At 64.6% G+C, this 23,771-nt stretch carries 23 protein-coding genes and 2 pseudogenes; 13 read left to right on the plus strand and 12 right to left on the minus strand.

Features of this window, described 5'->3' with window-relative positions; translation table 11 throughout:
• Nucleotides 1-7: 7 nt before the first annotated feature.
• The 3 genes and pseudogenes from ACZY08_RS28835 to ACZY08_RS28845 form a co-directional block, all read right to left on the minus strand.
• Nucleotides 8-946: a M56 family metallopeptidase gene (locus ACZY08_RS28835; protein ID WP_463748025.1), complete on the minus strand. Its 939-nt coding sequence runs from the start codon at nucleotides 944-946 to the stop codon at nucleotides 8-10.
• Complete coding sequence (locus tag ACZY08_RS28840; protein ID WP_463748026.1) at nucleotides 943-1,332, minus strand: BlaI/MecI/CopY family transcriptional regulator; 390 nt, start codon at nucleotides 1,330-1,332, stop codon at nucleotides 943-945. The genes ACZY08_RS28835 and ACZY08_RS28840 overlap by 4 nt, the downstream gene beginning before the upstream one ends.
• Before the next feature lie 112 nt (nucleotides 1,333-1,444).
• Nucleotides 1,445-2,960 (minus strand): annotated as a pseudogene (locus tag ACZY08_RS28845) (multicopper oxidase family protein).
• 255 nt (nucleotides 2,961-3,215) lie between these two features.
• Here ACZY08_RS28845 and ACZY08_RS28850 point away from each other — a divergent pair.
• Complete coding sequence (locus tag ACZY08_RS28850; protein ID WP_463748027.1) at nucleotides 3,216-4,148, plus strand: L,D-transpeptidase; 933 nt, start codon at nucleotides 3,216-3,218, stop codon at nucleotides 4,146-4,148.
• A 104-nt stretch (nucleotides 4,149-4,252) separates the two neighbouring features.
• On the opposite strand, the gene ACZY08_RS28855 is transcribed toward ACZY08_RS28850, so the two are convergent.
• The 3 genes and pseudogenes from ACZY08_RS28855 to ACZY08_RS28865 form a co-directional block, all read right to left on the minus strand.
• Nucleotides 4,253-4,570, minus strand: coding sequence for a hypothetical protein (locus ACZY08_RS28855; RefSeq protein WP_463748028.1), 318 nt, complete (start codon nucleotides 4,568-4,570; stop codon nucleotides 4,253-4,255).
• Between the two features lie 189 nt (nucleotides 4,571-4,759).
• Nucleotides 4,760-4,962, minus strand: a pseudogene (locus ACZY08_RS28860) (TrpB-like pyridoxal phosphate-dependent enzyme); the annotation flags it as partial.
• Nucleotides 4,963-4,971: 9 nt separating this feature from the next.
• The gene (locus ACZY08_RS28865) at nucleotides 4,972-5,502 is read right to left on the minus strand and encodes a CGNR zinc finger domain-containing protein (protein WP_463748029.1); all 531 of its coding nucleotides are present in this window, start codon (nucleotides 5,500-5,502) and stop codon (nucleotides 4,972-4,974) included.
• 25 nt (nucleotides 5,503-5,527) lie between these two features.
• Between ACZY08_RS28865 and ACZY08_RS28870 the strand changes: the two genes are divergently transcribed.
• The 4 genes from ACZY08_RS28870 to ACZY08_RS28885 all read left to right on the plus strand — a co-directional run bounded on the left by ACZY08_RS28870 (nucleotide 5,528) and on the right by ACZY08_RS28885 (nucleotide 9,441).
• Complete coding sequence (locus ACZY08_RS28870; protein ID WP_463748030.1) at nucleotides 5,528-6,925, plus strand: MFS transporter; 1,398 nt, start codon at nucleotides 5,528-5,530, stop codon at nucleotides 6,923-6,925.
• A gap of 493 nt (nucleotides 6,926-7,418) precedes the next feature.
• A complete protein-coding gene (locus ACZY08_RS28875) occupies nucleotides 7,419-8,273 on the plus strand; it encodes an alpha/beta fold hydrolase (protein ID WP_463748076.1) in 855 nt (284 codons plus the stop codon).
• 148 nt (nucleotides 8,274-8,421) lie between these two features.
• The gene (locus tag ACZY08_RS28880) at nucleotides 8,422-8,943 is read left to right on the plus strand and encodes a nuclear transport factor 2-like protein (protein WP_463748031.1); all 522 of its coding nucleotides are present in this window, start codon (nucleotides 8,422-8,424) and stop codon (nucleotides 8,941-8,943) included.
• 189 nt (nucleotides 8,944-9,132) lie between these two features.
• On the plus strand, nucleotides 9,133-9,441 hold the full coding sequence (locus ACZY08_RS28885) for a hypothetical protein (protein ID WP_463748032.1): 309 nt from the start codon (nucleotides 9,133-9,135) through the stop codon (nucleotides 9,439-9,441).
• A 62-nt stretch (nucleotides 9,442-9,503) separates the two neighbouring features.
• Here ACZY08_RS28885 and ACZY08_RS28890 read toward each other — a convergent pair whose 3' ends face one another.
• Nucleotides 9,504-10,370 (minus strand): hypothetical protein, encoded by an 867-nt coding sequence (locus ACZY08_RS28890; RefSeq protein WP_463748033.1) that lies wholly within the window; start codon nucleotides 10,368-10,370, stop codon nucleotides 9,504-9,506.
• Nucleotides 10,371-10,556: 186 nt separating this feature from the next.
• Nucleotides 10,557-11,204: a LysM peptidoglycan-binding domain-containing protein gene (locus ACZY08_RS28895; RefSeq protein ID WP_463748034.1), complete on the minus strand. Its 648-nt coding sequence runs from the start codon at nucleotides 11,202-11,204 to the stop codon at nucleotides 10,557-10,559.
• 205 nt (nucleotides 11,205-11,409) lie between these two features.
• On the opposite strand from ACZY08_RS28895, the gene ACZY08_RS28900 reads away from it, so the two are divergent.
• From ACZY08_RS28900 to ACZY08_RS28910, 3 genes are read left to right on the plus strand one after another with little or no spacing between them, the layout of a single operon-like run.
• Entirely contained in the window at nucleotides 11,410-12,471 is a 1,062-nt protein-coding gene (locus tag ACZY08_RS28900) for a hypothetical protein (protein ID WP_463748035.1), read from the plus strand.
• Between the two features lie 30 nt (nucleotides 12,472-12,501).
• Entirely contained in the window at nucleotides 12,502-13,350 is an 849-nt protein-coding gene (locus ACZY08_RS28905; protein ID WP_463748036.1) for an alpha/beta fold hydrolase, read from the plus strand.
• A 7-nt stretch (nucleotides 13,351-13,357) separates the two neighbouring features.
• Nucleotides 13,358-14,431 carry an isocitrate/isopropylmalate dehydrogenase family protein gene (locus tag ACZY08_RS28910; protein WP_463748037.1) on the plus strand — a complete coding sequence of 358 codons (1,074 nt, stop codon included), beginning with the start codon at nucleotides 13,358-13,360 and terminating at the stop codon, nucleotides 14,429-14,431.
• A 3-nt stretch (nucleotides 14,432-14,434) separates the two neighbouring features.
• Here ACZY08_RS28910 and ACZY08_RS28915 read toward each other — a convergent pair whose 3' ends face one another.
• A complete protein-coding gene (locus tag ACZY08_RS28915) occupies nucleotides 14,435-15,823 on the minus strand; it encodes a purine-cytosine permease family protein (RefSeq protein ID WP_463748038.1) in 1,389 nt (462 codons plus the stop codon).
• 94 nt (nucleotides 15,824-15,917) lie between these two features.
• On the opposite strand from ACZY08_RS28915, the gene ACZY08_RS28920 reads away from it, so the two are divergent.
• The 5 genes from ACZY08_RS28920 to ACZY08_RS28940 all read left to right on the plus strand — a co-directional run bounded on the left by ACZY08_RS28920 (nucleotide 15,918) and on the right by ACZY08_RS28940 (nucleotide 21,822).
• Nucleotides 15,918-17,384, plus strand: a complete 1,467-nt coding sequence (locus tag ACZY08_RS28920) for an MFS transporter (RefSeq protein WP_463748039.1) — start codon at nucleotides 15,918-15,920, stop codon at nucleotides 17,382-17,384.
• Between the two features lie 326 nt (nucleotides 17,385-17,710).
• A complete protein-coding gene (locus ACZY08_RS28925; RefSeq protein ID WP_463748077.1) occupies nucleotides 17,711-18,847 on the plus strand; it encodes an ABC transporter ATP-binding protein in 1,137 nt (378 codons plus the stop codon).
• 58 nt (nucleotides 18,848-18,905) lie between these two features.
• Nucleotides 18,906-20,099, plus strand: coding sequence for a polyamine ABC transporter substrate-binding protein (locus ACZY08_RS28930; protein WP_463748040.1), 1,194 nt, complete (start codon nucleotides 18,906-18,908; stop codon nucleotides 20,097-20,099).
• 5 nt (nucleotides 20,100-20,104) lie between these two features.
• On the plus strand, nucleotides 20,105-20,980 hold the full coding sequence (locus ACZY08_RS28935) for an ABC transporter permease (RefSeq protein WP_463748041.1): 876 nt from the start codon (nucleotides 20,105-20,107) through the stop codon (nucleotides 20,978-20,980).
• The gene (locus ACZY08_RS28940) at nucleotides 20,977-21,822 is read left to right on the plus strand and encodes an ABC transporter permease (protein WP_463748042.1); all 846 of its coding nucleotides are present in this window, start codon (nucleotides 20,977-20,979) and stop codon (nucleotides 21,820-21,822) included. The genes ACZY08_RS28935 and ACZY08_RS28940 overlap by 4 nt, the downstream gene beginning before the upstream one ends.
• Nucleotides 21,823-21,824: 2 nt before the next feature.
• On the opposite strand, the gene ACZY08_RS28945 is transcribed toward ACZY08_RS28940, so the two are convergent.
• Genes ACZY08_RS28945 through ACZY08_RS28955 form a run of 3 tightly spaced genes read right to left on the minus strand, consistent with a single transcriptional unit; the run spans nucleotide 21,825 to nucleotide 23,687 of the window.
• The gene (locus tag ACZY08_RS28945) at nucleotides 21,825-22,181 is read right to left on the minus strand and encodes a nitroreductase/quinone reductase family protein (protein ID WP_463748043.1); all 357 of its coding nucleotides are present in this window, start codon (nucleotides 22,179-22,181) and stop codon (nucleotides 21,825-21,827) included.
• A gap of 19 nt (nucleotides 22,182-22,200) precedes the next feature.
• Entirely contained in the window at nucleotides 22,201-23,034 is an 834-nt protein-coding gene (locus ACZY08_RS28950; RefSeq protein WP_463748078.1) for an EamA family transporter, read from the minus strand.
• A gap of 35 nt (nucleotides 23,035-23,069) precedes the next feature.
• Entirely contained in the window at nucleotides 23,070-23,687 is a 618-nt protein-coding gene (locus tag ACZY08_RS28955; protein ID WP_463748044.1) for a TetR/AcrR family transcriptional regulator, read from the minus strand.
• Nucleotides 23,688-23,771: the final 84 nt, after the last annotated feature.

Genomic DNA, 23,771 nt, shown 5'->3' on the forward strand with positions numbered 1-23,771 from the left:
ACCGACCTCAGCGACAGAGCAGGCCCGATGCCCCCAGCAACAACGTCGCGACCGGAACCAGGGCGATCACCGTCGCCGCGCCGAACAGGCCGGCGCCGGCACCGACCCGCATCCACGGTGCAGGCGGAAGAGCAAGGCGCTCAGCGCGGTTCAGTAATGCCACATCGCCGGCCCCGAGGGCCTGGGCCGGCGTAGCGCCGGCGAGTGCCATCAGCCCCGAGAGGAGCGTGTGCTGCCCATGTCGGCGCACCGCGACATCGTCGGCACACATTTCCAGCAGTCGACCGACATCGGCGGCGCCCCGGGTCATCAGGCGCACCCGTGGAAACACAATCGCCAACCCACGTAGCGCGGTGACAATCGTCGGATGGTGTCCGTCGAGATGCGCCCGCTCGTGGGCGAGTACAGCCTGCAGCTCGCCGGTGCCCAGCACGGCGACCGCCCCGGTGGTGACCACGATTGCCGGAGGCTCCCCCGCCACGCAGTACGCAGTGCGCTCAGCGGTGTCGACGATGAAGACGTCGCGCTGATCGGTCGGACGTCCCACCAGACGCACCGCCTGGGCGTGACCGTGGGCATGGGCGTGCAGGCGCCGAATGGCCCGTACGGCTTTGATTCCGACACCAACCACCGCCACCATCAGCGAGACCGCCACGACCATCACTGCCGCTTGCGCCGCAACTCCCGCGCGCCCAGCTGCGATGTCGCAGAGGAACTGCACACACGATGCCAAGAACGACGTGCGCCTGCCGCCGTGAACGACCACATCGAGGATCACCAACATCGGAATGACGATCCAGGTGGCCAGAACGCTGACGACAGCGGTCAACCAGGCCGCCACACCGAACCGGGGAGCAGATCCGCCGCGGGTCAGGGCACTGAGGACAGTCGGCGCCAGCACCACCATCGCCACGCTGTAGATCAGCAGGCCCGCGGCGACATTCACCGCTTTTTCGCCCTCGTCGACCGTCTGGCCAACGTACGCAACGCGGCGCGCAATCGATCGGAATCCTGTGGGTCGATCTGCTCGATGAAGTAGCTGAGTACCAGATCCGAACGCCCACCACCGTCGAGAGCCTCACGCATCAACTGAGCGGTGTGCTGCTCGCGGTTCAACCTCGGCCAATACCGGTAGGCGCGGCCGTCGCGGTCCCGTTCCAGCCAGCCCTTCGTGTGGAGATTGTCCATCGTCGACATGACGGTCGTGTAGGCGATCCGGCGCTCCCCGACGAGCTCGTCGAACACCTCACGCACAGTGACCGCCGCGGGAACGCGATTCCAGATGCGATCCATGATGTCGGCTTCGAGTTCGCCGAATCCTCGTACGCGCACAGCACCCCTCCAAGATCGGTGATCCGAGCGTACCTCGCACCGAGGCATGGCTCGTGTCCCGACGCGGCCGCCGTATCTACTACATATGCCAGTACGTAGTACTGGCCTATGGTCAGTCGGCATAATCGAGTCGGGTCATCATCCCGGCGTCCTGGTGATATGTGTTGTGGCAGTGGAGCATCCATGAACCTGGATTGTTCGCGTCAAACACCACGCGCACCTGCTGCATCGGCAACACGATCAGCGTGTCCTTGCGGGCGCCGGGTCGCCCATTGTCACTGATCACCTGAAAAGTATGGCCATGCAGGTGCATCGGGTGCCACATCATCGACGAGTTCCGGAAGGTCATTGCCACGCGTTGTCCTTCACGCACGGTCAATGGCTGCGCATCGGCGAACGCGCGGCCGTTGATCGTCCACTCGTAGTTCGCCATTGACCCGCCCAGTTCGACGGGCAAGTCCGTGTCCGCGGGCTTGGAGTCCAAGGTGGCCTCCGGAATTGCGGCGAACGTGCTCACCGTGCCGAGCCGCCCCTGCAACTGCGGAGGCGCATAGTCGAGCGGTGGGGTTGCGCCGTCAGCGGTGACCAACAGGGCCCGCGTCGACGCATTCTTACCCTCGGCTGCCGCCACGAGCGGGAATACCCCGTCGCGTGCCGTGACCACAACGTCGTAGCGCTCGCCCATCCCCAGCAGCACTGCATCTACCTCGGTGGGGACGACGGGGAACCCGTCGGTATGGGTGACGGTCATCCGGTGCCCGGCCAAAGCGACCCGGAACGCCGTATCGGAACCGGCGTTGATCAATCGGATCCGCACGCGTTGGCCGGGGCGCGAACGGAAGCTGTTGGGGTTCTGAGCGCTACGGCCATTGACGACGTACATCGGGTAATCGACGTCGCCGGCGTCGCCCCCGAGTGCCGAACTTGTATGACCGCCCATCGAGCCCATCTCGCCTTGGCCGTCCATACCCGGCATGTGGTGTCCTGCGCCCGACGGCTTGCGCAACCGGTCGTAGATCTGGGCAGGGCTTTCGCCGACGCCGTCGGTCCAATCGTCGAGCATCACAACCCATTCAGCGTCATATCGGCCGGGGTCATCGGGATCGTCGATGATCACCGGGAAGTACAGGCCGGTGTCGGCATCCAGTCCGGTGTGTGGGTGTGCCCAATAGGTACCGGGATGGGGTGCTGAGAATCTGTACGTGAAATCACGCCCATCGGGGACGTCGGGGGTGGCGGGCGCCGCCCCGTCCATGTCGTTGCGAAGCGCCAGGCCGTGCCAATGCGCCGAGGTCGCACGGCCGAGCCTGTTGCGCACCGTGACCTCCAACTCATCGCCGACCGAGGCCCGCAGCAGGGGTCCGGGCACCATGTCGTTATAGGCGATGGTCTCGGCGACCCTGCCACCGAGATCAATTTGCGTGCGTTGTGCGGTCAAAGTGGTCGACACGGTGCGGCCGCTGTGGGGGCGGCGGGCCTCGGTCGGCGATGGCATCCGGGGAAGTTGCGACGGTAGGGGTGGCGCTGGTTTCCCGCTGGCACGCCGCGATGGCCGTCGCGCTCAAGGTTGCCGTGACCACGAGGAACCCACGACGGCTGAGACGCGGCGGGCTGGTGGTGTCGGGCATGGTCGGCTCTCCAGTGGTTCTTCATGACGGGGTGAGGTGCATGGTGCTCGGTCTCCACCTGACCACCGGAGAACGGTGAATCGGTATGGGTTGTATGAAGATTTGTTGAAGAACGACGCCTCAGCGACGGCACAAGCGACTGCGCGAATCTGGCGCGATCTACTATTCCCGTACGTAGCTAGTAGACTGGTTGCGCAACCATGAATCCGGTCGAGCGGACATGGTCATCAAGGACAGCTCGTCAATGGAGGCCTCGTGCAGCACCGCGCCGGATATGTGTGGATCACCGCGATCGCGGCGACCGTCATCGTCACCGCATCAACCGTCACCGCTACGTCCGCACAGGCGGACCCCGTGGGGCCGCCACCGCCCGTCGAACCGGCACCACACTTCTCGCCGGCCGAAATACCTTGGCCCGCACCGTTCGGTGTGGCAGCTGATGTCGGTGTCCCGGCCGGGCAGAACCCGCTACCGTTCACCGGTGAGGCGCCGTTCTCGCCACCTGCGTTCAACCCGGCCAATGGCTCAATGGTCGGTGTCGCCAAGCCGATCTACATCACGTTTCAGCGGCCGATCGCCGACCGTCAGATGGCGGAGGACGCCATTCACGTCTCATCCAACCCGCCGGTGCCCGGCAAGTTCTACTGGATGAGCGACACCCAGGTGCGTTGGCGTCCCATCGATTTCTGGCCGGCCGGCACCCTGGTGAGCATCGATGCCGCCAGCACGAAATCGAGTTTCCGCGTGGGTGATTCACTGGTGGCCACCATCGACGACGACACCCATCAGATGCAGGTTCACCGTAACGGCAAGCTGGAGAAGACCTTCCCGGTCTCCCTGGGTAAGCCTGGCTACGAAACCCCCAACGGCACCTACTACGTGTTGGAGAAGTTCTCCGACATCGTCATGGACTCCTCAACGTATGGAGTTCCGGTGAACTCGGCCGAGGGCTACAAGCTCAAGGTCAAAAATGCCGTCCGCCTCAGCAACACCGGAATTTTCGCGCACAGCGCTCCCTGGTCGGTTGCCGATCAGGGCAAACGCAATGTCAGCCACGGCTGCCCCAATCTCAGCCCGGCGAACGCACAGTGGTTCTTCGACCACTTCGGCAGCGGCGACCCTGTCGTCGTCAAGAACTCCGTCGGCCTCTACAACCAGCCGGACGGGGCGCAGGACTGGCAGATCTGATCAACGCGTCGGCGCCGAGCCTTTGCGCATTGTCGCGTTTAATTTGTAGTGCGAATTGTCCACATTGAAATGCGAGCAATTGATTGTCAACGTTGGGCAGGCGGTCAGCGATTACACATGAGATCGACATATGCGGTGGTATAGCGCACGAGGTTGTTCACGTTGCCCGAAGGACCCCGCTGCACCCACGAATGCTTGACGTCGGTGCCCTGCCGGACCGCCGTCACGGTGCATTGGTCCATAGGCGCATTACCCACTTTGTTGAGGATCACGCGGAATCCCTGCGCTTCGAGATCGCTGATGGTCGCCTGGGCGGACGTCTGACCACTGGGCGCAGCATTTGCCGGCACCGATGCGGCAAACCCGAGTGCCGCCGCAACCGAGGCAACGGCGACGGTATTCAAGAGCATATTGTTCGTCATCCAATTCCCTTTCCGGCCAGTCGATAAGCCGACCTCGTATTCCTGAGGCGTCTACATCGAGCCTACGTGCGAATACGAATCCAGGGTGAAATTCATAGGCGACCCATACTTAGCCGCATAGGAGTTTCATGGTCAATTCAGGTCGAATTCAAATATGGGGCTGGTGCCGAACAATCCGGCGCGTCGGTCTCAAAAATTCCCGTCCAGGAATTCCGCGTACGCAGGCAGGTCGAGCTGGCCGTGAACTCCGGCGCCGGGACGATGCCCTGGCTCCGCGCGAACAGGACAGTGTGGCCGAGTGCAGGCGCCATCCCGTGGTAGCGCAGCCCACCGGCGTAAATCGGGTCAGGCACGAAATCCATTCCGAGCGTGTGCATCTTGAGCAGCGGGGTACCCTGCGATCACCGCAACGTCCGGGCGGCTGCGGCTCGGTGTCGCCTGACGGCGTCACGGTTGGCGCAGCCGTGGCTGCAGTACTTCTGGCTACCGGGTCGGGTGAAGTCCACGAAAGCCATCGTGCAGTCAACCAGGGCGCACCGGCGGATACGTTGCATCCCGCGTTCGGTGAGAAAGTGGGCAGCCGCAGCGCTTGTGGCGCCGGCCAGGGTGGCCGCGAAGCCCGCGTCGGCGTCGCGGTAGTGCAGATGCCAACCACTGCCGTCATGGTTGGTGATCGACGGACTGGTGGCAAATCGATCCAGCAACCGATTGAGGATGCACGCCCGGTTCTCATCGGTGTCGGCGTCGACGACATCCGTCCATTGCTCGAGATAATCGCCCACCTCTCGGAGGTCGGCGCGCGTGACGCGACAGTGGATCGGCATGCCCAGACCCGTCCAGCGCCGTTCCAGATCGCCCGGCGTCGTCGCAGGTTGATTGACCAGGTTGGTCGCGTTCCGCAGCAACGGCTCGATGTAATGGTTTACACGCATAAGACCATTACAGCAGTGTCGACCCATGCCGTCGACCTCTCCCAATTCCATTCCCGTTCACGATGCCGCAGGCGATCAAGTCACGGATTGGCGCCCCTTGGTGACCTGCTGTCTCGCAACCTTTCTGCTGCTGGCGTTCACCACAGTCGTGACGGTCAGCGCCGAGCCCATCGCAGATGGGCTCGGCGCTGGATTCGCGGTAGCCCAATGGATCATCGACGTCTACACCCTCGCTCTGGCGGCGCTGGTGGTGGCGATGGGCACACTCGGAGATCGGCTGGGACATCGGCGCGTGTTCCTGACCGGGCTGATCATCTTCGGCGTGGCATCGACGGGATGCGCGGCGGCCACCAGCGGCGGGGCTCTGGTCGCGGTCCGTGCCATCCAGGGTGTCGGCGGTGCCGCGATCTTCGGCACCGCCGTCCCGTTGTTGACCCACCACTACCATGCCCGGACACGTGGGATCGCATTCGCGGTGTGGGGTGCAGTGGCCGGGATCGGCAGCACCTCGGGCACGATTGCCGGCGGAGCCGCAGCCCAATTCATCACGTGGCGCTGGTTGTTTCTGGCGGCGGTGCCGATATGTGTGGTCGCCGTGACCGTCGGCCTGCGGTCACTGTCGCGTGACCATCACGCGCCCGTACGACTCGATGTCACCGGAGTAGCGCTCATCACCACGATGATGACGGGGACCACCTACGCCGTGATCAAGGCCGGCGAGTCGGGGTGGGCTTCGCCCGGAACCATGGGTGGGGCTGTGGCGAGCCTCGCCGCGGGCTGGGTTTTCGTACTCGTCCAACGCCGCGCCACGAGCCCGTTGTTGCCCCCGGAACTTTTCGCGACCCGCGGCTTCATCGCTGTCCTCATCGCCGGATTCGCCTACTACTTCGCCGCTTTCGCCACATTGCCGGTCCTGTCGCGGTGGTTACAGTCCAGCTCCGGCATGCGGCCCCTGCAGGCTGCTCTGGTGTTGACGGTGCAGCTTGCGGCGTTCGTGCTGGTTTCGCTCGCATTCAGCGCACGGTTGCACCAGGCACCGCGCAGCTGGGTGCTCGGGGGCGGGACCGGACTCACCGGCCTGGCTTGCCTGTCCGGTGCCGCACTTCTGCTGCGCCCGGAATGGATGTCCCTGGTCGCGATGCTCATCGTCACCGGCATCGGGGCGGCGATCGTATCCCCCGTGCTGCCCGCAGTCGCGGCGACATCGGTCCCGCCGCCACGGGCGGGAGTCGCCGCCGCGGCTGCCAATGCCGCTCGTCAACTCGGTCTGACCATCGGTATCGCATTGTGCGGCACCATCAGCCAGGCAGCAGACGCGGGCAGTGGTCCCGCCACAGGCGCGGTCGTCGCCGTCCTCCTCACGTCGGGCACGGTTGGGATCTGCGGCGGAGCGATCAGCGCCCGGTTGCTCCGCGCCCCATGACCTTCCAATGGGATCAGGTTTAGGGCTCGCCCTGACCGGATAGCCAACGTATCCATGAGATTCATCCGGACGTGGATTGGAGGTCTACAGCCATGAATATCACCCGGATTATCGCCGGCGCAGCGGTCGCAGGTGGGATGGCGGCTGCAGCCGCCGGACTGAGCGCGGCCACCGCGAGCGCGGCCCCGGGGCCTGCGCCGATTCCGAATCAGCCGATGATCGCAATGACCATCCCCGGGGGGCCTAATCCCGGTCAGCCGCCTGCGTCAGCACCACCGGCACCGGCTCCTCCGACATGGGGTGCGGGCAATCCCCAGGTGTGGGATGAAGGCTGGCAGCACTGGGGCGTATGGATGAACGGAGTGTTCGTTCCGACGTACTAACCGGATCGGTGTCCTCCGTCACCGCGGAATCTCCGCGGTGACGGAGCCGCTTCCAGACCGTGTTCCGCGGGGCGGGACTGCTGCCGGTCCGGCACTTCGACACCCGTAGGTTGGTCGGCACGACCGAGCCGGAATTGAAGCAGATCGACACATCCGCCGGAGTGCTGCGGTATTACGACACTGGCGACGGACCAGCACTGCTGTTCCTGCACGGCTCGGGCCCTGGAGTCACCGGTTGGCGTAACTTCCGAGGGATACTGCCGACCTTCGCCCAGCAATTCCGTTGTCTCATACTGGAATTCCCCGGATTTGGGATCACTGATGACATCGGCGGCCACCCTATGATCTCTGCGCAGGGCGTGGTGGGGCCTTTCGTGGATGCCCTCGCCCTCGACCGCGTCCACATCGTCGGCAACTCCATGGGTGGTGGCGTCGGAATCAACTTCGCCATCCGGCAGCCCGACCGCATCGGCAAGCTCGTCACCATCGGTGGGATCGGAACCAACCTCTTCAGCCCGGGGCCCAGCGAGGGCATCCGGTTACTGCAGGAATTCACCGAAGACCCGACCCGCCAACGCCTTGTCGATTGGCTGAACTCAATGGTCTACGACCCGGCGCTGGTGACCGACGAGTTGATCGAACAGCGCTGGGAGCTGGCTACCGATCCCGGGACACTTGCCGCCGCCAAGCGGATGTATGGCAAGGCGGCGTTTGCGGGCATGATGGCCGCCCTACGGTCGTCTGATGCCCCGCTGCCCTGGGCGCAGATGCACAAGGTGGCGGCCCCGACGCTGCTGACCTGGGGCCGTGATGACCGCGTCAGCCCCCTTGACATGGCCCTGATCCCCATGCGGACCATCCCGAACGCCGAACTGCATGTGTTCCCCAACTGTGGGCACTGGGCGATGATCGAGGCGAAGGACGCCTTCGAGCAGACCGTGCTGGGATTCTTGACCCGCAGCTAGGCGGCGTTTGGACTGCGGGCCAGAGCGCATGCACTCATGGAAATTCATCGTTGAATCTGTGATACACCGCTGTATATTACTTATGTGCGCCACGTCGTATGAGCTCGCTGGCCTGCCCCTACCGCTCCCCCAACGGAGAAGGACCGCAATGGATCTGGTCGATCGAATCGCCAAACACCGCCGTATGGCCGAGAGCTACCGGGACAAATACGTACTGCGCAAGGTCCACGAAGGCGAGACTTACGACGAGTGGGAGTTCACCGACGACGCGGTGTACACGTCGCCCTACTTCGTGGCCGGGCAGGAACTCGTCCTCAAAGACGTCGCAACCTCGTTCGACGTCGCGGCCACCGTCGAGGCCAAGGCTTATTCCGTGGCCTTCCCGGACTGGAAACCCGTTGACCACAAGTTCTGGCCGGCAGAGAACGGCCTTGTCATGCGCTACCGCTGGGAAGGCACGACTGCCGACGGCGAAACGATGGGCTTCTACTCGATCAGCTTCATCGACACCAACGAGAACGGCCAGATCACCCACTGGTCCACCTACGTCAACGACGAGGAGTACGGGCCTTTCCTGGAGAAGGCAATCGGCGCTCGCGGGCCATTCCACGGCGACGAGTACATGGAGGTTTTGGCCCGCCACTTCGAAAAACACAACCTGACCTGGTGAGCGTGGGCCGCCGACCCTAACCTGAGAATCGGCTGTCAGCCATCAATCATCTTGACACCCTATGGATTTCAATCTGTTGCCGATTGCACAGCTCTTCCCCACAATCACCACAGGGCAAACACATCGCCTCGAAATAGCTTTGCTCTCCGTGCGGCACCGTCGTCGCACGGTTCAGAACGGAGTAGAGCAATGGGTTTCAAGAGATCCGTGGGCGTATCGGCGATGGCGGCAGGAATCGGAATGGCCGGGCTACTGGGCCTTGGCATCGGTACCGCCGGCGCCGAACCGGGCCCTGGTTGCGACCGTCCGGGAGCGCCGCAGTGCGACCGTCATGACGACCGTGGCTCCCGGCCCGACGACTGGCACGGCCGTGGCATCGACCAGGGCCGTCGCGATCATCAACCCTTCGAATGGAATGGCCAGCGGGTGACCCCGATGCCCTCCGGCGACGGCCGCGGCTGGGGCTTCTGGTTCCTGGATCGATGGGTGCCGATGTAGACAACCGATTCTGGTGGGGCACTCATCCCCTAGTGCCCCACCAGATTCCGGAACGGCGACGGTCAACGCGAGGTAGAGCACACCGCTTTCGCTGCGCCGTCCATTGCGGTGGCCGCGGTCCAGTTCGCATGGTCTGCCGGCACGAACTTCGGCAGCTTGGTGGCGTAGTTGTCCACATACCGTGACTGTGCCCGCAGGAGACCGGCCAGCAACGGATCGGTGGCTTTGTCGGCCAAGGCGCGCAACTCGGCGGCCTCCTGGCGCATGACCGGAACGACAGCCAGTGTCACTGACCGTTGCTTGGGCGACCAGCGCGAGGCCGGAACCCGGTGATCGGTCTTGACCCAAGCCTGCTGCTTGCCGTCGTACCCGACGCTGGCCCGCTGCCACTGAGAGCAGACGGGATCCGGCTTGGTAGCCGCAAACGCCTGCGCGGGCCGGCGTCCCGGCTCATCGGTCACGGTCGACGCAACCACTTCGGCGGGAACGGGTTTCACACTGGTCCGAGTCGCTTCGGCAGTGCTCTGCTCATCGTCGTGTCCGGAGACGGTGACCGCCACGACGCCGCCGACGAGCAATGCGGCAGCGGTGGTCGCACCGATCGTTTTCCACACCCGTGCACCGGTCAACCTGGCGCTCAGGGGCCGACGACCGGCACCACCGGCGCCGAGCGCCACGTTGAAGGCCGCGTCCGGGCGGGCCCGTAGCTCCGCGACAGCCACTTCGACCGCAGCGGTCGGCGTTGCCAGATCCGTGAGTACCTTGACAAACCGCGCCACCGACACCAGATCGCGTCCGTAGAGATTCGCTTGCGGTTGTCCCGCCGGAAGGAACCGCTCGACCAGGTCCTCGCGCAGCTGCGACGCCCGGGCGATTTCAGCCGCGGTCAGCCAGTGCCCCGGAACGTCTTCTGCCCCAAACCCGGTCATCAGTTCGTCCTTCCCACCCGCACCTGATGATTGGTACCGCATGCTGTGCATGCGCGGCAACCGCCAAAGCGCTGCTACGTCACGACGTTGCTGTCACAAGTTGGCCACCGAAAGATCACGGCCCTCCAAAACAAGGGCAACCCGGGATCGACTGGCAAACAACCACTCTGGATCACGGCCGTGTGTTCACGACGGGAAGTACACCGTTTGGTTGGAGAACAAGGTGTGCGGGCGGCTGATGTAATTGGCCGCGGCGGCAACTGCGGCGCGGGTACTCACATCGTGGTCGCCGTACTCCTCGACGCACAGTGACTCGAGGGTGTCACCGGCGATGTGTCGACGACGATTGAGCCCGGGAACGACCAGAACCTGCCCTGGGGCCGGATCGGCAGACGCGTCGAGGTTGTTGGCGTTGGCGACGACTACCGTGAGGTGGTCATCCCCGTACCACCGGCCCGCCAACCCCGCGAAGGTCTCACCGTCGACAACCGTGTGGTGCCCGACGTTGGCGAGATCCGGGAGCAGCAACCAGGTACCACGATGAATTTCCCGTTGTGCCACACCGTTGACCACTTCCCAGATCAACTGGATCGCCGGGCTCTGTGTCCCATAGAAGGACTGCGTGAGCTGCTGGCGGGCGGCAGTGCCGTCATCGGAGGTGAACAGATACCGGTAGGTGACATACGGGATCAATATCTCCTGCCCGATGTTGATCAGGCCCGGATTGCTGAGGTGATTCTGTTCGGCGATGACGGGATACAGACCGCCGTCGCCATATTCGCGCTGGGCGATCCCGAACAGGGTGTCCCCGAGCGCCACGGTGTAGTTCTTCATCTGGCCGTACCTTTCTCATCGGTTGAGTCTCAGTGGTTGAGGCGTCGATCGGCTCAGTGTGGGATCCATCAACGGAGACAGTCGCGCGTAGCCGGCTACCTCAAATGACGGCATCGGATCTGAGGGCGCACATTTGAGGTAGCGCGCTACGCGTGTCCATACCCACCGGTCTGGTCATGCTGGAATTCTCGACCTGTCAGTTCAGATGCCGGACGGTGATGACGATGACGTATGGGATACCGACATGACCGCGCTGACCACACCGCAGTCAGCGGCAGGTGACCGCCCGACGCTCACTCTCGCCGGGTCAGGCTCGACGTCAGCAGGCGACAAACCATCCGGTTCCCCACTCCGAGACAAGCTGCGCCACCAGCCGTTGTCGGTGTGGCGCGAGGTCGCCCGGGGCCGGCTCGCCGATCTGCATGTCGATCTCGACGCACTCCCGATCGACTGCCGGGACAACCCGCGATACCTCGACGCACGGCGCCGGCTCGAGGAGGCCATCCAGATCGTCAATGCGCCGCGTAGCCTTCGTGGCCTGCTCAACGGAGCCGCTGTGGAAGCCACCTGGCTTCGAATTCACGCCGTGGATGTCACCGTCATCCGGCTGGCGACACCAGGAGTGGTCCGGGCTCGGCTACCCGAAATCGTCTCCACCGGAAAGGAATTGCTCGGCGAAAGCCATGAGGCGGTCGTGGCGATCGGGGCAATTCTGGGGCACTCGAAGTGGTCCGACCGCGACCGCGAAGCCCTGGCGCGCAGTACCAAGGCGGTACATGCCGCCTCTGACAGCGAGAGCATGCGGCTACGCAGCTTCCGCAATGTCCTGCTGGGTGCCACCGGCGTGTTGGCGCTGTTGGCCATATGTTTCGGGATTGTCGGTGCCATTCGCCCCGACACGTTCGGTCTCGTCACAACCGGCACATCGACACCCCGAGGTGATATCGCGATCGCCGAGCTCCTCGGCCTGGTGAGCGCCAGCCTTGTCGGTGCGGTGGCCATCCGGCGGATGAAGGGAACATCCACGGCCTACGCGGTGCCGATGGCCTCGCTGATGCTGAAACTCCCCACCGGCGCATTGACCGCTGTCGCCGGACTGCTGATGGTCAAGGCAGGGATCGCCGGAGACGGGGTCAGCGTCACCACCAACGCCCACGTAGTCGGCTACTCGCTGTTGTTCGGGGCGTCGCAGCAGGGCATCACCGGGATGGTGGACCGTCAGGCACAAAGCCTGCTCAACAACATCTCGTCGAAGGACAACGCCTGATCGACAGGCCGGCTTGGCATGATGCTGGATATGGATCAATACCGCCGCGGGGATTTCGTATTCGACGTCACCGACAGCGGACCTCCCGACGGACCGGTGGTTGTTCTGCTGCACGGCTTCCCACAGCAGAACAGCAGCTGGGAGCAAATCATCCCGCTGCTCACCGGCAAGGGCTACCGGTGTTTGGCACCCAATCAGCGCGGCTACTCGCCCGGCGCCCGGCCTACTCGCCGCCGCGACTACCGCGCGACGGAATTGGTGAAGGACACCCTCGCACTGCTCGACGCCAGCGGTGCCGACCGGGTGCACCTGGTCGGCCACGATTGGGGTGCCGCAGTCGCCTGGAGTCTGGCCGGCTACGCACCGGAAAGGCTGGCCTCGCTGTCGGCGTTGTCGGTGCCCCACCCGATCGCCTTCTTGCGGTCGATGATCACCAGCCGACAGGGCCTGGCGTCCTGGTACATGTACGTCAATCAATTGCCCCGGGTCCCCGAGCGGCTCATGCTCGGTCGCGACGGCAAGGGAAAGGCCATGGCCGAATCCCTGATCCGCAGTGGGCTGCTGCCGGAGGCAGCGGCACGTGACACCCGGGCCATGGCGGAACCCGGTGCACTGACCGCGGCACTGAACTGGTACCGAGCCATGCCTCTGAGCCAGTCCGGCCTGGACGCAGTGGACCAGATCACGGTCCCGACGCTGTATGTCTGGAGTGACCGCGACATCGCGATCACCGCCAAGCCGGCACGTGACACCGTGAAGTACGTGAGCGGTCCCTACCGTTTCGAAACGCTCGCCGGAGCTTCGCACTGGCTTCCGGAGGAAAAACCTGCGGAGATCGCAGAAATGCTGTTGCAGTGGTTCGCGACCCATCCCGTTTGAGCGGAAGATGACAAGTGTGCTGACCCTGGGAGTGCTCCTCGGCGACGGTATCGGACCGGAGATCGTGGATTCGGCGACCAGGATCGCCGAACGGGCCTTGTCAACTGCGTCGGTCGATGTGCACTGGCGCGAACTGCCCTTCGGCCTCGAGGCGATCGGTGAGTTCGGAACTCCGCTGCCAGAACCGACACTGGCCGAACTCGACGGGCTGCCCGGATGGATCCTCGGACCGCACGACAACGCCGGCTACCCTGCGCAGTTCCGCGGCACACTGTCGCCCGGTGGGGCAATCCGCAAGCGCTACAACTTGTTCGCCAATATCCGGCCCGCCCGGACCCTGAGTGCCGCCATCGACGCCTTATGCCCCGATCTGGACGTTGTCATCGTCCGGGAGAACACCGAAGGCTTCTACGCCGACCGCAACATGTACGACGGCGCAGGAGAATTCATGCCCACGCCCGACGTCGCGCTGGCCGTCGCCGTTTTCACCAGGACCGCGTGTGAGCGGATCGCCCACCAGGCCTTCCAGTTGGCCGTCGCCCGGCGCAAGTCGGTCACCATCGCCCACAAGACGAATGTCCTGGCCAAAACCACCGGACTGTTCCGCGACGTGTGTCTGGCGGTCTCGAAGAGCTACCCCGATGTCGAAGTGCGTGGCGAACACATCGACGCACTCGCGGCTCGGCTGGTGAGTCATCCCCGCGATTTCGATGTGATCGTGGCGGAGAACATGTTCGGCGACATCTTGTCCGATCTGGCAGGCCAGTTGAGCGGCTCCCTCGGGATGGCGCCGTCGATCAATGCCTCGCACACCCACGCGATGGCCCAGGCCGCACACGGGTCGGCGCCCGACATCGCCGGACGCGACGTCGCCAACCCGGTGGCGATGATCCTGTCCACCGCGATGTTGCTGCGCTGGTTGGGCAGCCACGACGGTGGCACCCCAGAGCTCGGCGTCGTCGCCGACCGGATCGAGGATGCCGTCCGTCGCGTCCTCGATGCGGGTGTCGGAACGCCTGACATCGGCGGCAGCGCGTCGACCTCGTCCTTCACCGAGCACGTACTCGCCGCACTGCGATGACCGCTAGGGGCGACGAGACGCCTGCGTCAGCAGTCGGTAGCCGCCGTAAAAACCCAGCGCTGCAACGAAATTGACAAAGTAGGCGATGTCGGCGCCGTGCCACGCAGTCGCCACTGCACCCTGGATCAGGGTGGTGTTCATGAACGGCACCGCTACCGCGTACGCCACCGCGAACGCGATCAGGGCCACCACCGCGTCGCGACGAACCGTGGATTCGGCACCCGGATCGATGCTCGCGCGGCCCCGGATTCGGTACATCCAATCCACCACTACCACCGCGACAAACGCCGGAATCCAGTAGCTGACCAACAGCAGGACGTCGGTGAACCGGGTCGCGGTGTCGGCGGCGTGCAGCCACAGGATCAAGCCGAACGCCAGCACCGTCACGATGATCGCCGACACCGGCCGACGCACGCGCACACCGATGGTCTGCAACGCCAATGAACCGCTGTAGTCGTTCATCACGCCCGACCCGATCGCCGCGAGGGCGATCACCAACAAGGCCAGCCCGCCGAGCAGACCCCCGCCCATGACGGCGTGAACGCCGTCGGCGGTGTGCTCACCGATGACGGCTGCGGCGGCGATCCCGATGCCCTGGACGAAGATGTAACCCAACACGATTCCGGCGAACGAGTATCCGAACACCTGCCACCGCGACGAATCCGTGGGGAGATAGCGACTGAAATCGGCGGCATAGCTGGCCCACGAGATCGCCAGGCTCAGGGCGATGGTGACCTCGAAAACGAAGGCCCCGGCCAGATCCGCACCGACAGCCGACGGCGGCACCACGATGTCATGGCCGCTGACCAGTTTGACCGTGAAGACCGCGAACGTGAGGAAGAGGATGACGGTCAACACCGCCTGCAGGCGGTGGATCAACTCGTATCCGAATACCCCCACGACGCCCTGGACTGCCAGCACGATCAACACCGCGCTCCAGAACGGGATGCCCAGCAGCGCCGCGAGCGCCTCTCCACCGAACAAGCCGACAAGGGCGTCCCAGGCGATCGACGAGCCCCACTGCAGGATGCCGGGCACCACGACCAGACCGCCAAATGCCATGCGCGCGTTGGGAAGTTGGCCAGCACCAGTGCGCGGTCCCCACGTCGACAGATAGGCGACCACGGCTGAGCCCAGGACAGTGCCGATGACCATGGCCAGCAGGCCCAGCCAGAACCCCAGCCCGAGCGTGATCGCCAATGTGCCGGTGAAAACTCCGGTCATATTGACCTGCGGCGCGAACCAGACCGTGAACAGCCGAGCCGGGTGGCCGTAGCGCTGGTCGGCGGCGAGGGGCGCGATTCCATGGGTCTCGACCGTCAGATCGCCCGAACCGGTCGGGCGACGCCCGCTGAACGTGGACGCGTTGAGTGCGCTGACTCCGAAAGCCATTCGTCTATTCGACCACGCACCCGGTGTGCGGGCACATGCCGGACCAAGGCCATAATCGACCAAACACAAAGATTAGCTATGGATCGGAGCGGAAGTGGCCAGGACCGACACACACCGGTCCGCCTTCCCGGCTTCTCCGGCGCGGCGCCCCGCCGGTGTCCTGATCGCCGGCCTCAGCCTGATCGCCCTGACCGTCGCCATACTGCAGACCGCGGTGGTCCCGATCCTGGGCATCATCGCCCGGCAGCTGAACACCACTTCGGTGGCGGTCAGCTGGGCCGTCACCGCCAACCTGCTCGCCGCGGCCGCCTCGACCCCGCTGATCGGGCGACTCGCCGACCTCTACAGCAAGAAGCGTGTCCTGCTGGGCGTCCTGGTGGTCGTGCTGACAGGTTCCGTGCTGGCCGCGGTCACCGCATCAGTACCTCTGCTGGTGGCGGCCCGCATCCTGCAAGGCGCCTCCTACGCGCTCTACCCCATCAGCATCGCGATCCTGCGTGAGGAACTCGCCGAGGATCGCCTGGTAGGGGCGATGTCGGTCTTGTCCGGAACGCTGGGTTTCGGCGGCGGCGCCGGTCTCGTCGTCACTGGTCTGCTGATGTCCGGCGACGCCGGGTATCACCGGGTCTTCTGGCTCACCACTGCGTTCACCGCAGTCGTGATCGTGGTGGCGGTCGTGGTCGTGCCCAACCGCCGGCCTGATGCCGGTGGTGCCATCGACTGGCTGGGCGCTGCCGGCCTGGCGATCGGCTTGTCGTCGGTGCTGCTGGCGATCACCCAGGGCAATTCGTGGGGATGGCGTCATCCGGGCACCGTCGGGTTTCTGCTCGGCGGCGTCGCCCTACTGACTGGCTGGTGGTGGTGGGAGCGACGAGCCGCCGATCCCCTGGTCTCGACCACGATGCTGGCCCGACGACCCATTTTGCTGACCAATCTCGCCACGATCCTGGTCGGAATGGGCCTGTACTTCGCCTTTCTCGGCCTCACCCAATTCGTGCAGATGTCGCGCCAGGCCGCCGGCTACGGATTCGGGGCCACCGTGCTGCAGGCAAGCGTCTACTTCCTACTTCCCGGGGCCCTCACGGGTTTCCTGGTGGCGCTGGTCAGCGGGCGCTACATCGACCGGTACGGCGCCCGCCGGGTGCTGATGGTGGCCGCTGTCGCGGGAATCGCAGGATTCGTCATGCTCGCAGTCGCCCATGACCGCCCGTGGCAGGTCATCCTGGCCGGCATGTTGGCCAACGCGTACATCAGCCTCGGGTACGGCGCGTTGCCCGCCCTGGTGGTCAGTGAGGTGGACACCAGCGAGACGGGCATCGCCACGAGCATGAACGCCATCGCCCGCACCATCGGCAGCTCGGTGGCGGCGGCGGTCGTGGCCGTGTTGCTCGGTCATCGGATGGTGCCCTCGGAAGTCAGCTTCGTGACCATCTTCGTTGCCGGCGCGGTCACCGCCGCGTTGGCGATGGCGCTCATCGCAATCTCCCGGGCACCGGACCGCCACCGCGACTCCGTGCACACCATGTCGGAGGCCCGCGCGATGAACCACGAGTGGGGCTGACCCCGCTCAGTCGGCGGTTTCTTGTGGTGTCTGGCCGCTGAGCTGCGAAACTCGATACCAGCCAGTGGTTGCTCCCGCGGAACATGGGCCGAACACGGCCGCCGTGGCCGTTGGCCCGCGAGGCTATGGAATCGCGCTGTCAAGGCGGCCCAAACGAAGGATTCCATTGAAAAATTGTTAATTCTCTGCGGAATCGCTTGCGAAGGTCGGCGCAATCGGCGATTGTTTACCGACAGCTTCCGCGGCTGTACTGGAGGAGGAGTCCGCTGACCGGCCCAGATATCACCGCCGTCGACAAGTCGACGGGACACGACGGCGCGCCACGCATCGGCGCCCCCGTCATCGAGATCGACCACGTCACGAAACGGTTCGGTGACTACGTTGCCGTGGCCGAGGCCGATTTCTCCATCGCGTCGGGTGAGTTCTTCTCGATGCTCGGCCCCTCGGGGTGCGGGAAGACCACCACACTGCGCATGATCGCCGGATTCGAGAGCCCGACCGAGGGTGCCATCCGGCTGGAGGGTGTCGACGTTTCCCGCGTGCCACCGCACAAGCGCAACGTCAACACGGTCTTTCAGCACTATGCATTGTTCCCGCACATGACGGTGTGGGACAACGTCGCCTACGGGCCGCGCAGCATGAAGAAAGGCAAGCCCGAGATCAAACGCAGTGTCGACGAGCTGCTGGAGATCGTTCGGCTCACCGACTTCGCCAAGCGCAAACCCGGCCAGCTCTCGGGCGGGCAACAGCAGCGGGTGGCGCTGGCTCGCGCCCTGGTCAACTACCCGAGCGCGCTTCTACTCGATGAGCCGCTCGGCGCCCTGGATCTCAAGCTGCGGCACGCGATGCAGTTCGAACTCAAGCGGATCCAGCGCGAGGTCGGCATCACGTTCATCTACGTCACGCACGATCAGGAAGAGGCGCTCACGATGAGCGACCGGATCGCGGTGATGAACAACGGAAACGTCGAGCAGATCGGTAGCCCCACCGAGATATACGACCGCCCGGCGACGGTGTTCGTCGCCAGCTTCATCGGGCAGGCCAACCTATGGGCGGGCCGACAGACCGGACGCGCCAACCGCGACTTCGTCGAGGTGGACGTGCTCGGCACCACGCTCAAGGCCAAGCCCGGCGACACCACCATCGAACCCGGCGGGCACGCCACACTGATGGTCCGCCCGGAACGGGTCCGTGTCTCGATGGATGCTCCCACCGGGGATGTGGCCACCCTTGCCGCCACCGTCAAAGACCTGACCTTCCAGGGTCCGGTACTTCGGCTTTCCCTCGCCGCACCTGATGATTCGACGATCATCGCCCATGTCGGGGCTGAACAGGACCTGCCGCTGCTGCGTCCTGGAGACGCCGTGCACGTCAGTTGGTCACCGGAGGCCTCGCGAGTACTCCCGGCGGCAGACATACCCACCGCCGAAGACCTCGAAGAGATGCTCGACGACAACGCCTAGACCCTCTCCGTCCAACGCCCGTCATTACGGAAGCGCCCGAATTCCCCGAAAGGTCGCCATGCCCGAGAACCTCGACCCCCGACTGCTCGCCCGACTGACTGCGAACCGCACATCACGTCGCCGTTTCCTGGGAGGCGGCGCGGCTGCCGCAGCCGCACTGGCGCTGGGGCCCTCGGTCCTGGCCGCATGCAGTTCAGGTGAGAAGTCCAGTGCCCCATCCACCTCGGCCGCACCCGACGACGGGTCACCGGCCAGTGGCCTGCTGCGGGTGTCCAACTGGCCGCTGTACATGGCACCCGGGTTCGTCGAGGCATTCCAGAAGTCGTCCGGTTTGCAGGTCGACTACAAGGAAGATTTCAACGACAACGAGCAGTGGTTCGCCAAGGTGAAGGAACCGTTGTCACGCAAGCAGGACATCGGCGCCGATCTCGTGGTGCCCACCGAGTTCATGGCTGCCCGCATCAATAATCTGCACTGGCTCAGTGAGATTCGTGACTCCCGAGTGCCCAACAAGAAGAACCTGCGCCCCGATCTGCTGAACTCGAAGATCGACCCGGGGCGCAAGTTCATCGCACCGTTCATGTCCGGCATGGTGGGCCTGGCATACAACAAGGCCGCCACCGGCCGGCCCATCACCAAGATCGAGGATCTGTGGGATCCCGCCTTCAAGGGCCGCGTCAGTCTACTGTCGGACCTGCAGGACGGCTTGGGCATGGTCATGCTCTCGCAGGGCAATTCACCAGAGGACCCCACCAGCGACGGAGTCAAGAAAGCCGTAGACACGATCCGGGAGAACAAGGACAAGGGCCAGATCCGCAAATTCACCGGCAACGATTACGCCGAGGAGCTGGCCTCGGGCAATGTGGTTATCGCCCAGGCCTATTCGGGTGACACTGTGCAGCTCAAGGCCGACAACCCCGACATCGAGTTCATCGTGCCGGAAGCCGGCGGTACCTGGTTCATCGACACCATGGTGATCCCCTACACCACACAGAACCAGAAGGCTGCCGAGGCGTGGATCGACTACATCTATGACCGGGCGAACTACGCGAAGTTGATCGCCACCACGCAGTTCGTCCCGGTCTTGTCGGACATGACCGACGAGCTGAGGAAGATCGACCCCGCAATCGCCGGCAACCAACTGATCAACCCGCCGGCCGCGACCCTCGCGAATCTCAAGTCCTGGGCGGCCCTCACCGACGAGCAGACGCAAGAGTTCAACAGCCTCTACGCCGCCGTGACCGGAGGCTGACGCCGATGGCAGGTGTGGCCACCAGCAGCCGGCAACGGAGCAAGATCGCCCCTTACCTGATGATCCTGCCGGCCCTGGTGTACCTCGGGATCTTCTTTGTGGTGCCGTTCTTCTCGCTGGCGCGCACCTCGTTGTCGACGTCGGGCGGCTCCGTGTACTTGCCGACGCTGCAGTTCGATTGGAACTTCGGCAATTACGCGCACGCCTTCACCGAGTACCAGGACCAGATACTGCGCACGTTCGGGTACGCGTTCGTCGCGACGGTGCTGTGCGCGATCCTCGCCTTCCCGCTGGCATACGTGATCGCGTTCAAGGCGGGCCGGTTCAAGAACCTGATCCTGGGCTTGGTGATACTGCCGTTCTTCGTCACCTTCCTGATCCGCACGATCGCCTGGAAAACGATCCTGGCCGATGACGGCTGGGTGGTGAGTGCTCTCGGCACCATCGGTCTGCTACCCGACGAAGGCAGACTGTTGTCTACCAGCTGGGCCGTGATCGGCGGCCTCACCTACAACTGGATCATCTTCATGATCCTGCCGCTGTACGTGAGCCTGGAGAAGATCGATCCCCGGCTGATCGAAGCATCCAAGGACCTGTACTCGTCGAACGCCCGCAGTTTCACCAAAGTGATTCTGCCGCTGTCGATGCCAGGAGTGCTGGCGGGCAGCATGCTGGTCTTCATCCCCGCTGCGGGTGATTTCATCAACGCCGACTATCTGGGCAGTACCCAGACCAGCATGATCGGCAACGTGATCCAGAAACAGTTCCTGGTGGTCAAGGACTATCCCGCCGCCGCAGCGCTCAGCATGGTGCTGATGGCCATCATTCTCGTGGGGGTGCTGCTCTACACCCGGGCGCTGGGGACGGAGGACCTGGTATGACCGCCGCCGCAGTCGAGGCCGCCACCAACCCGGCCGAACCGAAAGTCGTCAAAGGCTCCCCGCGATGGGGCGACCTGCTGTTACGGCTCATCGCCGGGCTGGTGTTGTTGTACCTGTTCCTGCCGATCTTCGTGATCGTGTTGTTCTCGTTCAACGATCCGGCCGGCAAGTTCAACTACACCTGGCAGGGATTCACCCTCGACAACTGGGCGCACCCGTTCAAGTATCCGGCGCTCACCGAGGCTCTGAAATTGAGCCTCAACGTGGCCGCCGTGTCGACCGCCATTGCCTTGGTGCTGGGCACCCTGGTGGCAATCGCCCTGGTGCGCCAACGTTTCCGTGGCCAGAAAGCTGTCGACACCTTTCTCGTGCTACCGCTGACCGCCCCCGAGGTGGTCATGGGCGCCTCGCTGTTGACGCTGTTCCTCGATCTGGGTTGGGCCACCGGCTACACCACGATCGTGGTGGCCCACATCGCCTTCCAGGTCAGCTTCATCGCAATGACGGTGCGGGCCCGGGTACGCGGTTTCGACTGGACGCTTGAGGACGCCTCGATGGATCTCGGTGCGAGCCCCACCCGGACATTCTTCAAAGTGACTCTGCCGCTGATCGTTCCGGGCATCGTGGCTGCCGCGATGCTGTCGTTCGCCTTGTCGCTCGACGACTTCATCATCACCTACTTCGTCAGCGGATCCACCGTCACCTATCCGCTGTATGTCAACGCAGCGGTCAAGGCCGCAGTGCCTCCGCAGATCAACGTGCTGGCCACCGCCATCCTGGTGGTGAGCCTGCTGTTGCTCATGGTCGGCACGCTGTACCGGCGCAAGCGGATCGACGCCTGAATTCAGGGTGTGTCCAGTCGCACCGTGACAGCCACTTTGCCCTGACTGTCACGGTGGGCGACGGCATGTCCGGTCCGGTCGCGACCGTCCAGGTTCAGCAAGGTGAGCTGACCGCCCTCGCCGAGGAAGTTGCGCCACCAGGTCTTGCTGTCCGGCGTCATCGCGTGGATGGTCACCTGGTCGCCGTCGCGCTTCACGGAAACCGGCGTCTCGAACGTGCGGCCCGACCTGCGCCCGGTGTATCGGATGACCACCACACCGTGACCGATCCAGCGGCCGAGCACCGGAACACGGGTGAGGCCCACGGCGGCCGCATTGAACCACCGGGCGACGGGGGAATTGAAGATTCCGCGTGACATTGGCGCCAGCGTAACCCGATCAGCCGACTTCGGCGGGGACCGGTGTGGCACGCGCTCCGGTGCGTGCCGCGCCGATCCCGGCGGCCACCACGAAGCAGATGCCGAACACGGCGGCCGGGGACGGAATCTGGCGCAGCAGGACAAGACCGACGAGCATGGCGAACGCCGGCTCGAGGGCCATCAGCGTGCCGAACGCGGCGGTGCTCAGATGGCGCAGTGCAGACATCTCCAGCGCGAACGGGACCACCGGTAGCAGGATCGCCAGGCCCACACCGATCAGCAACAGCTGCGGCGTCAGCTGCGGAATCACCGAGGGCCCGACGACCGCGGTGCCGACCAGGCCGGCGACCGGCATCGACACCCCCAGGCCCTTGATACCGGCCACCTCGTCGCCGACCCGTTGGGTCAGCAGGATGTAGCAGGCCCAGCACAGCGCGGCGCTCAAGGCGTAGAGCACACCGATGAGGTCGACGTCTCCCGTCCAAGGCTCGGTGAGCAACACGACTCCGGCCGCCGCCAGCCCAGGCCACAGAATCCGATTGCGGCCCTTGCCATGCGCCACCGCGACCCCGAGCGGGCCGAGGAACTCCAGTGCACTGGCTGTGCCGAGAGGGATCCGGGACAGCGCAGCCATGAACAGCATGGTCACCCCGGCGGTGACCACGCCGAGCGCGACGCAGGCCCAGAAGGCAGATTTGGTGAACGCCGAAGGGCGTGGCCGCACGATCAGCAACATGAGCACGCCGGCCCAGGCCAGGCGCAGCCACGCGGCCCCCTCGGCACCGATGTCGTCGATCAGGCCGACCGCCACGGCCAGACCGATCTGCACGCACAGCATGGAGGCCATGGCCATCAGGGCGCCGGTGCGCGCCGGATGTCGAACCTGGGTCACTCGCCATTCCCCTTGGGGACAACGATATTCGCCAGCACCATCCGGAGGAACGGACGGTAGACCGCCTGTTCATCGAGGAGGCTGTTGAGGGTGACGCCGTCGTTGGCGGCCAGAACCACCCGGGCGAGATCCTGCGCCGGGATGCCCAGGTGACCACCCAGGCGGGCCGCGCCCTTGGAGATGTAGTCCGCGAGGGCACGGACCGTCTCCTCCCGCTGTGCGGCCACCCGCTCCCGCGCGTCCGGGTTACGTAACAGAAACAGCGTGTATTCGGATCCGAGCGCGGCCCGGTCCGGCCCCTCGGCGGCGACCAGATCCCGCCAACGGTCACCGAGCTCGTCAGCGTCGAGATCGTCGAGTCGGTGAAATGTCGCGATGACATCGGCGAAGCCGTCGAGGAATTGTTGACGTTGCCGTTCGACCACAGCCAGGAACAACTCGGCCTTGCTCCCGAAGTGGGAGTAGATGGCACCGCGGGTATATCCCCCGACCTCGGCGATGTCTTCGAGCGCGGCCCCGTCAAACCCCTTGCGCGCAAATACCTCCTCGGCAGCATCCAGCAGAACGTTGCGCGTGTGCTCCAAGCGGCGTTGCTTCGTCCAGCGTTCGGCCATGACCCCATCCTGTCAAACGTTAGCCAGCGGGCGCGGCGTGCTCCTCCATGATCGTCGCTAGTCGAACCCATATATACATATTTG

This window comes from Mycobacterium sp. IDUB_9 (genome assembly GCF_055419505.1).

What these genes read in the sequence shown, in the direction of transcription:
- ACZY08_RS28900 (WP_463748035.1), top strand. Translation starts at nt 11,410, where the DNA reads ATGCCGGACGGTGATGACGATGACGTATGGGATACCGACATGACCGCG.
- ACZY08_RS28950 (WP_463748078.1), bottom strand. Translation starts at nt 23,034, where the DNA reads ATGGCCATGGCCTCCATGCTGTGCGTGCAGATCGGTCTGGCCGTGGCG.
- ACZY08_RS28915 (WP_463748038.1), bottom strand. Translation starts at nt 15,823, where the DNA reads ATGGCTTTCGGAGTCAGCGCACTCAACGCGTCCACGTTCAGCGGGCGT.
- ACZY08_RS28955 (WP_463748044.1), bottom strand. Translation starts at nt 23,687, where the DNA reads ATGGCCGAACGCTGGACGAAGCAACGCCGCTTGGAGCACACGCGCAAC.
- ACZY08_RS28910 (WP_463748037.1), top strand. Translation starts at nt 13,358, where the DNA reads ATGACAAGTGTGCTGACCCTGGGAGTGCTCCTCGGCGACGGTATCGGA.
- ACZY08_RS28930 (WP_463748040.1), top strand. Translation starts at nt 18,906, where the DNA reads ATGCCCGAGAACCTCGACCCCCGACTGCTCGCCCGACTGACTGCGAAC.
- ACZY08_RS28945 (WP_463748043.1), bottom strand. Translation starts at nt 22,181, where the DNA reads ATGTCACGCGGAATCTTCAATTCCCCCGTCGCCCGGTGGTTCAATGCG.
- ACZY08_RS28905 (WP_463748036.1), top strand. Translation starts at nt 12,502, where the DNA reads ATGGATCAATACCGCCGCGGGGATTTCGTATTCGACGTCACCGACAGC.
- ACZY08_RS28865 (WP_463748029.1), bottom strand. Translation starts at nt 5,502, where the DNA reads ATGCGTGTAAACCATTACATCGAGCCGTTGCTGCGGAACGCGACCAAC.
- ACZY08_RS28880 (WP_463748031.1), top strand. Translation starts at nt 8,422, where the DNA reads ATGGATCTGGTCGATCGAATCGCCAAACACCGCCGTATGGCCGAGAGC.
- ACZY08_RS28890 (WP_463748033.1), bottom strand. Translation starts at nt 10,370, where the DNA reads ATGACCGGGTTTGGGGCAGAAGACGTTCCGGGGCACTGGCTGACCGCG.
- ACZY08_RS28870 (WP_463748030.1), top strand. Translation starts at nt 5,528, where the DNA reads ATGCCGTCGACCTCTCCCAATTCCATTCCCGTTCACGATGCCGCAGGC.
- ACZY08_RS28940 (WP_463748042.1), top strand. Translation starts at nt 20,977, where the DNA reads ATGACCGCCGCCGCAGTCGAGGCCGCCACCAACCCGGCCGAACCGAAA.
- ACZY08_RS28935 (WP_463748041.1), top strand. Translation starts at nt 20,105, where the DNA reads ATGGCAGGTGTGGCCACCAGCAGCCGGCAACGGAGCAAGATCGCCCCT.
- ACZY08_RS28855 (WP_463748028.1), bottom strand. Translation starts at nt 4,570, where the DNA reads ATGACGAACAATATGCTCTTGAATACCGTCGCCGTTGCCTCGGTTGCG.
- ACZY08_RS28895 (WP_463748034.1), bottom strand. Translation starts at nt 11,204, where the DNA reads ATGAAGAACTACACCGTGGCGCTCGGGGACACCCTGTTCGGGATCGCC.
- ACZY08_RS28885 (WP_463748032.1), top strand. Translation starts at nt 9,133, where the DNA reads ATGGGTTTCAAGAGATCCGTGGGCGTATCGGCGATGGCGGCAGGAATC.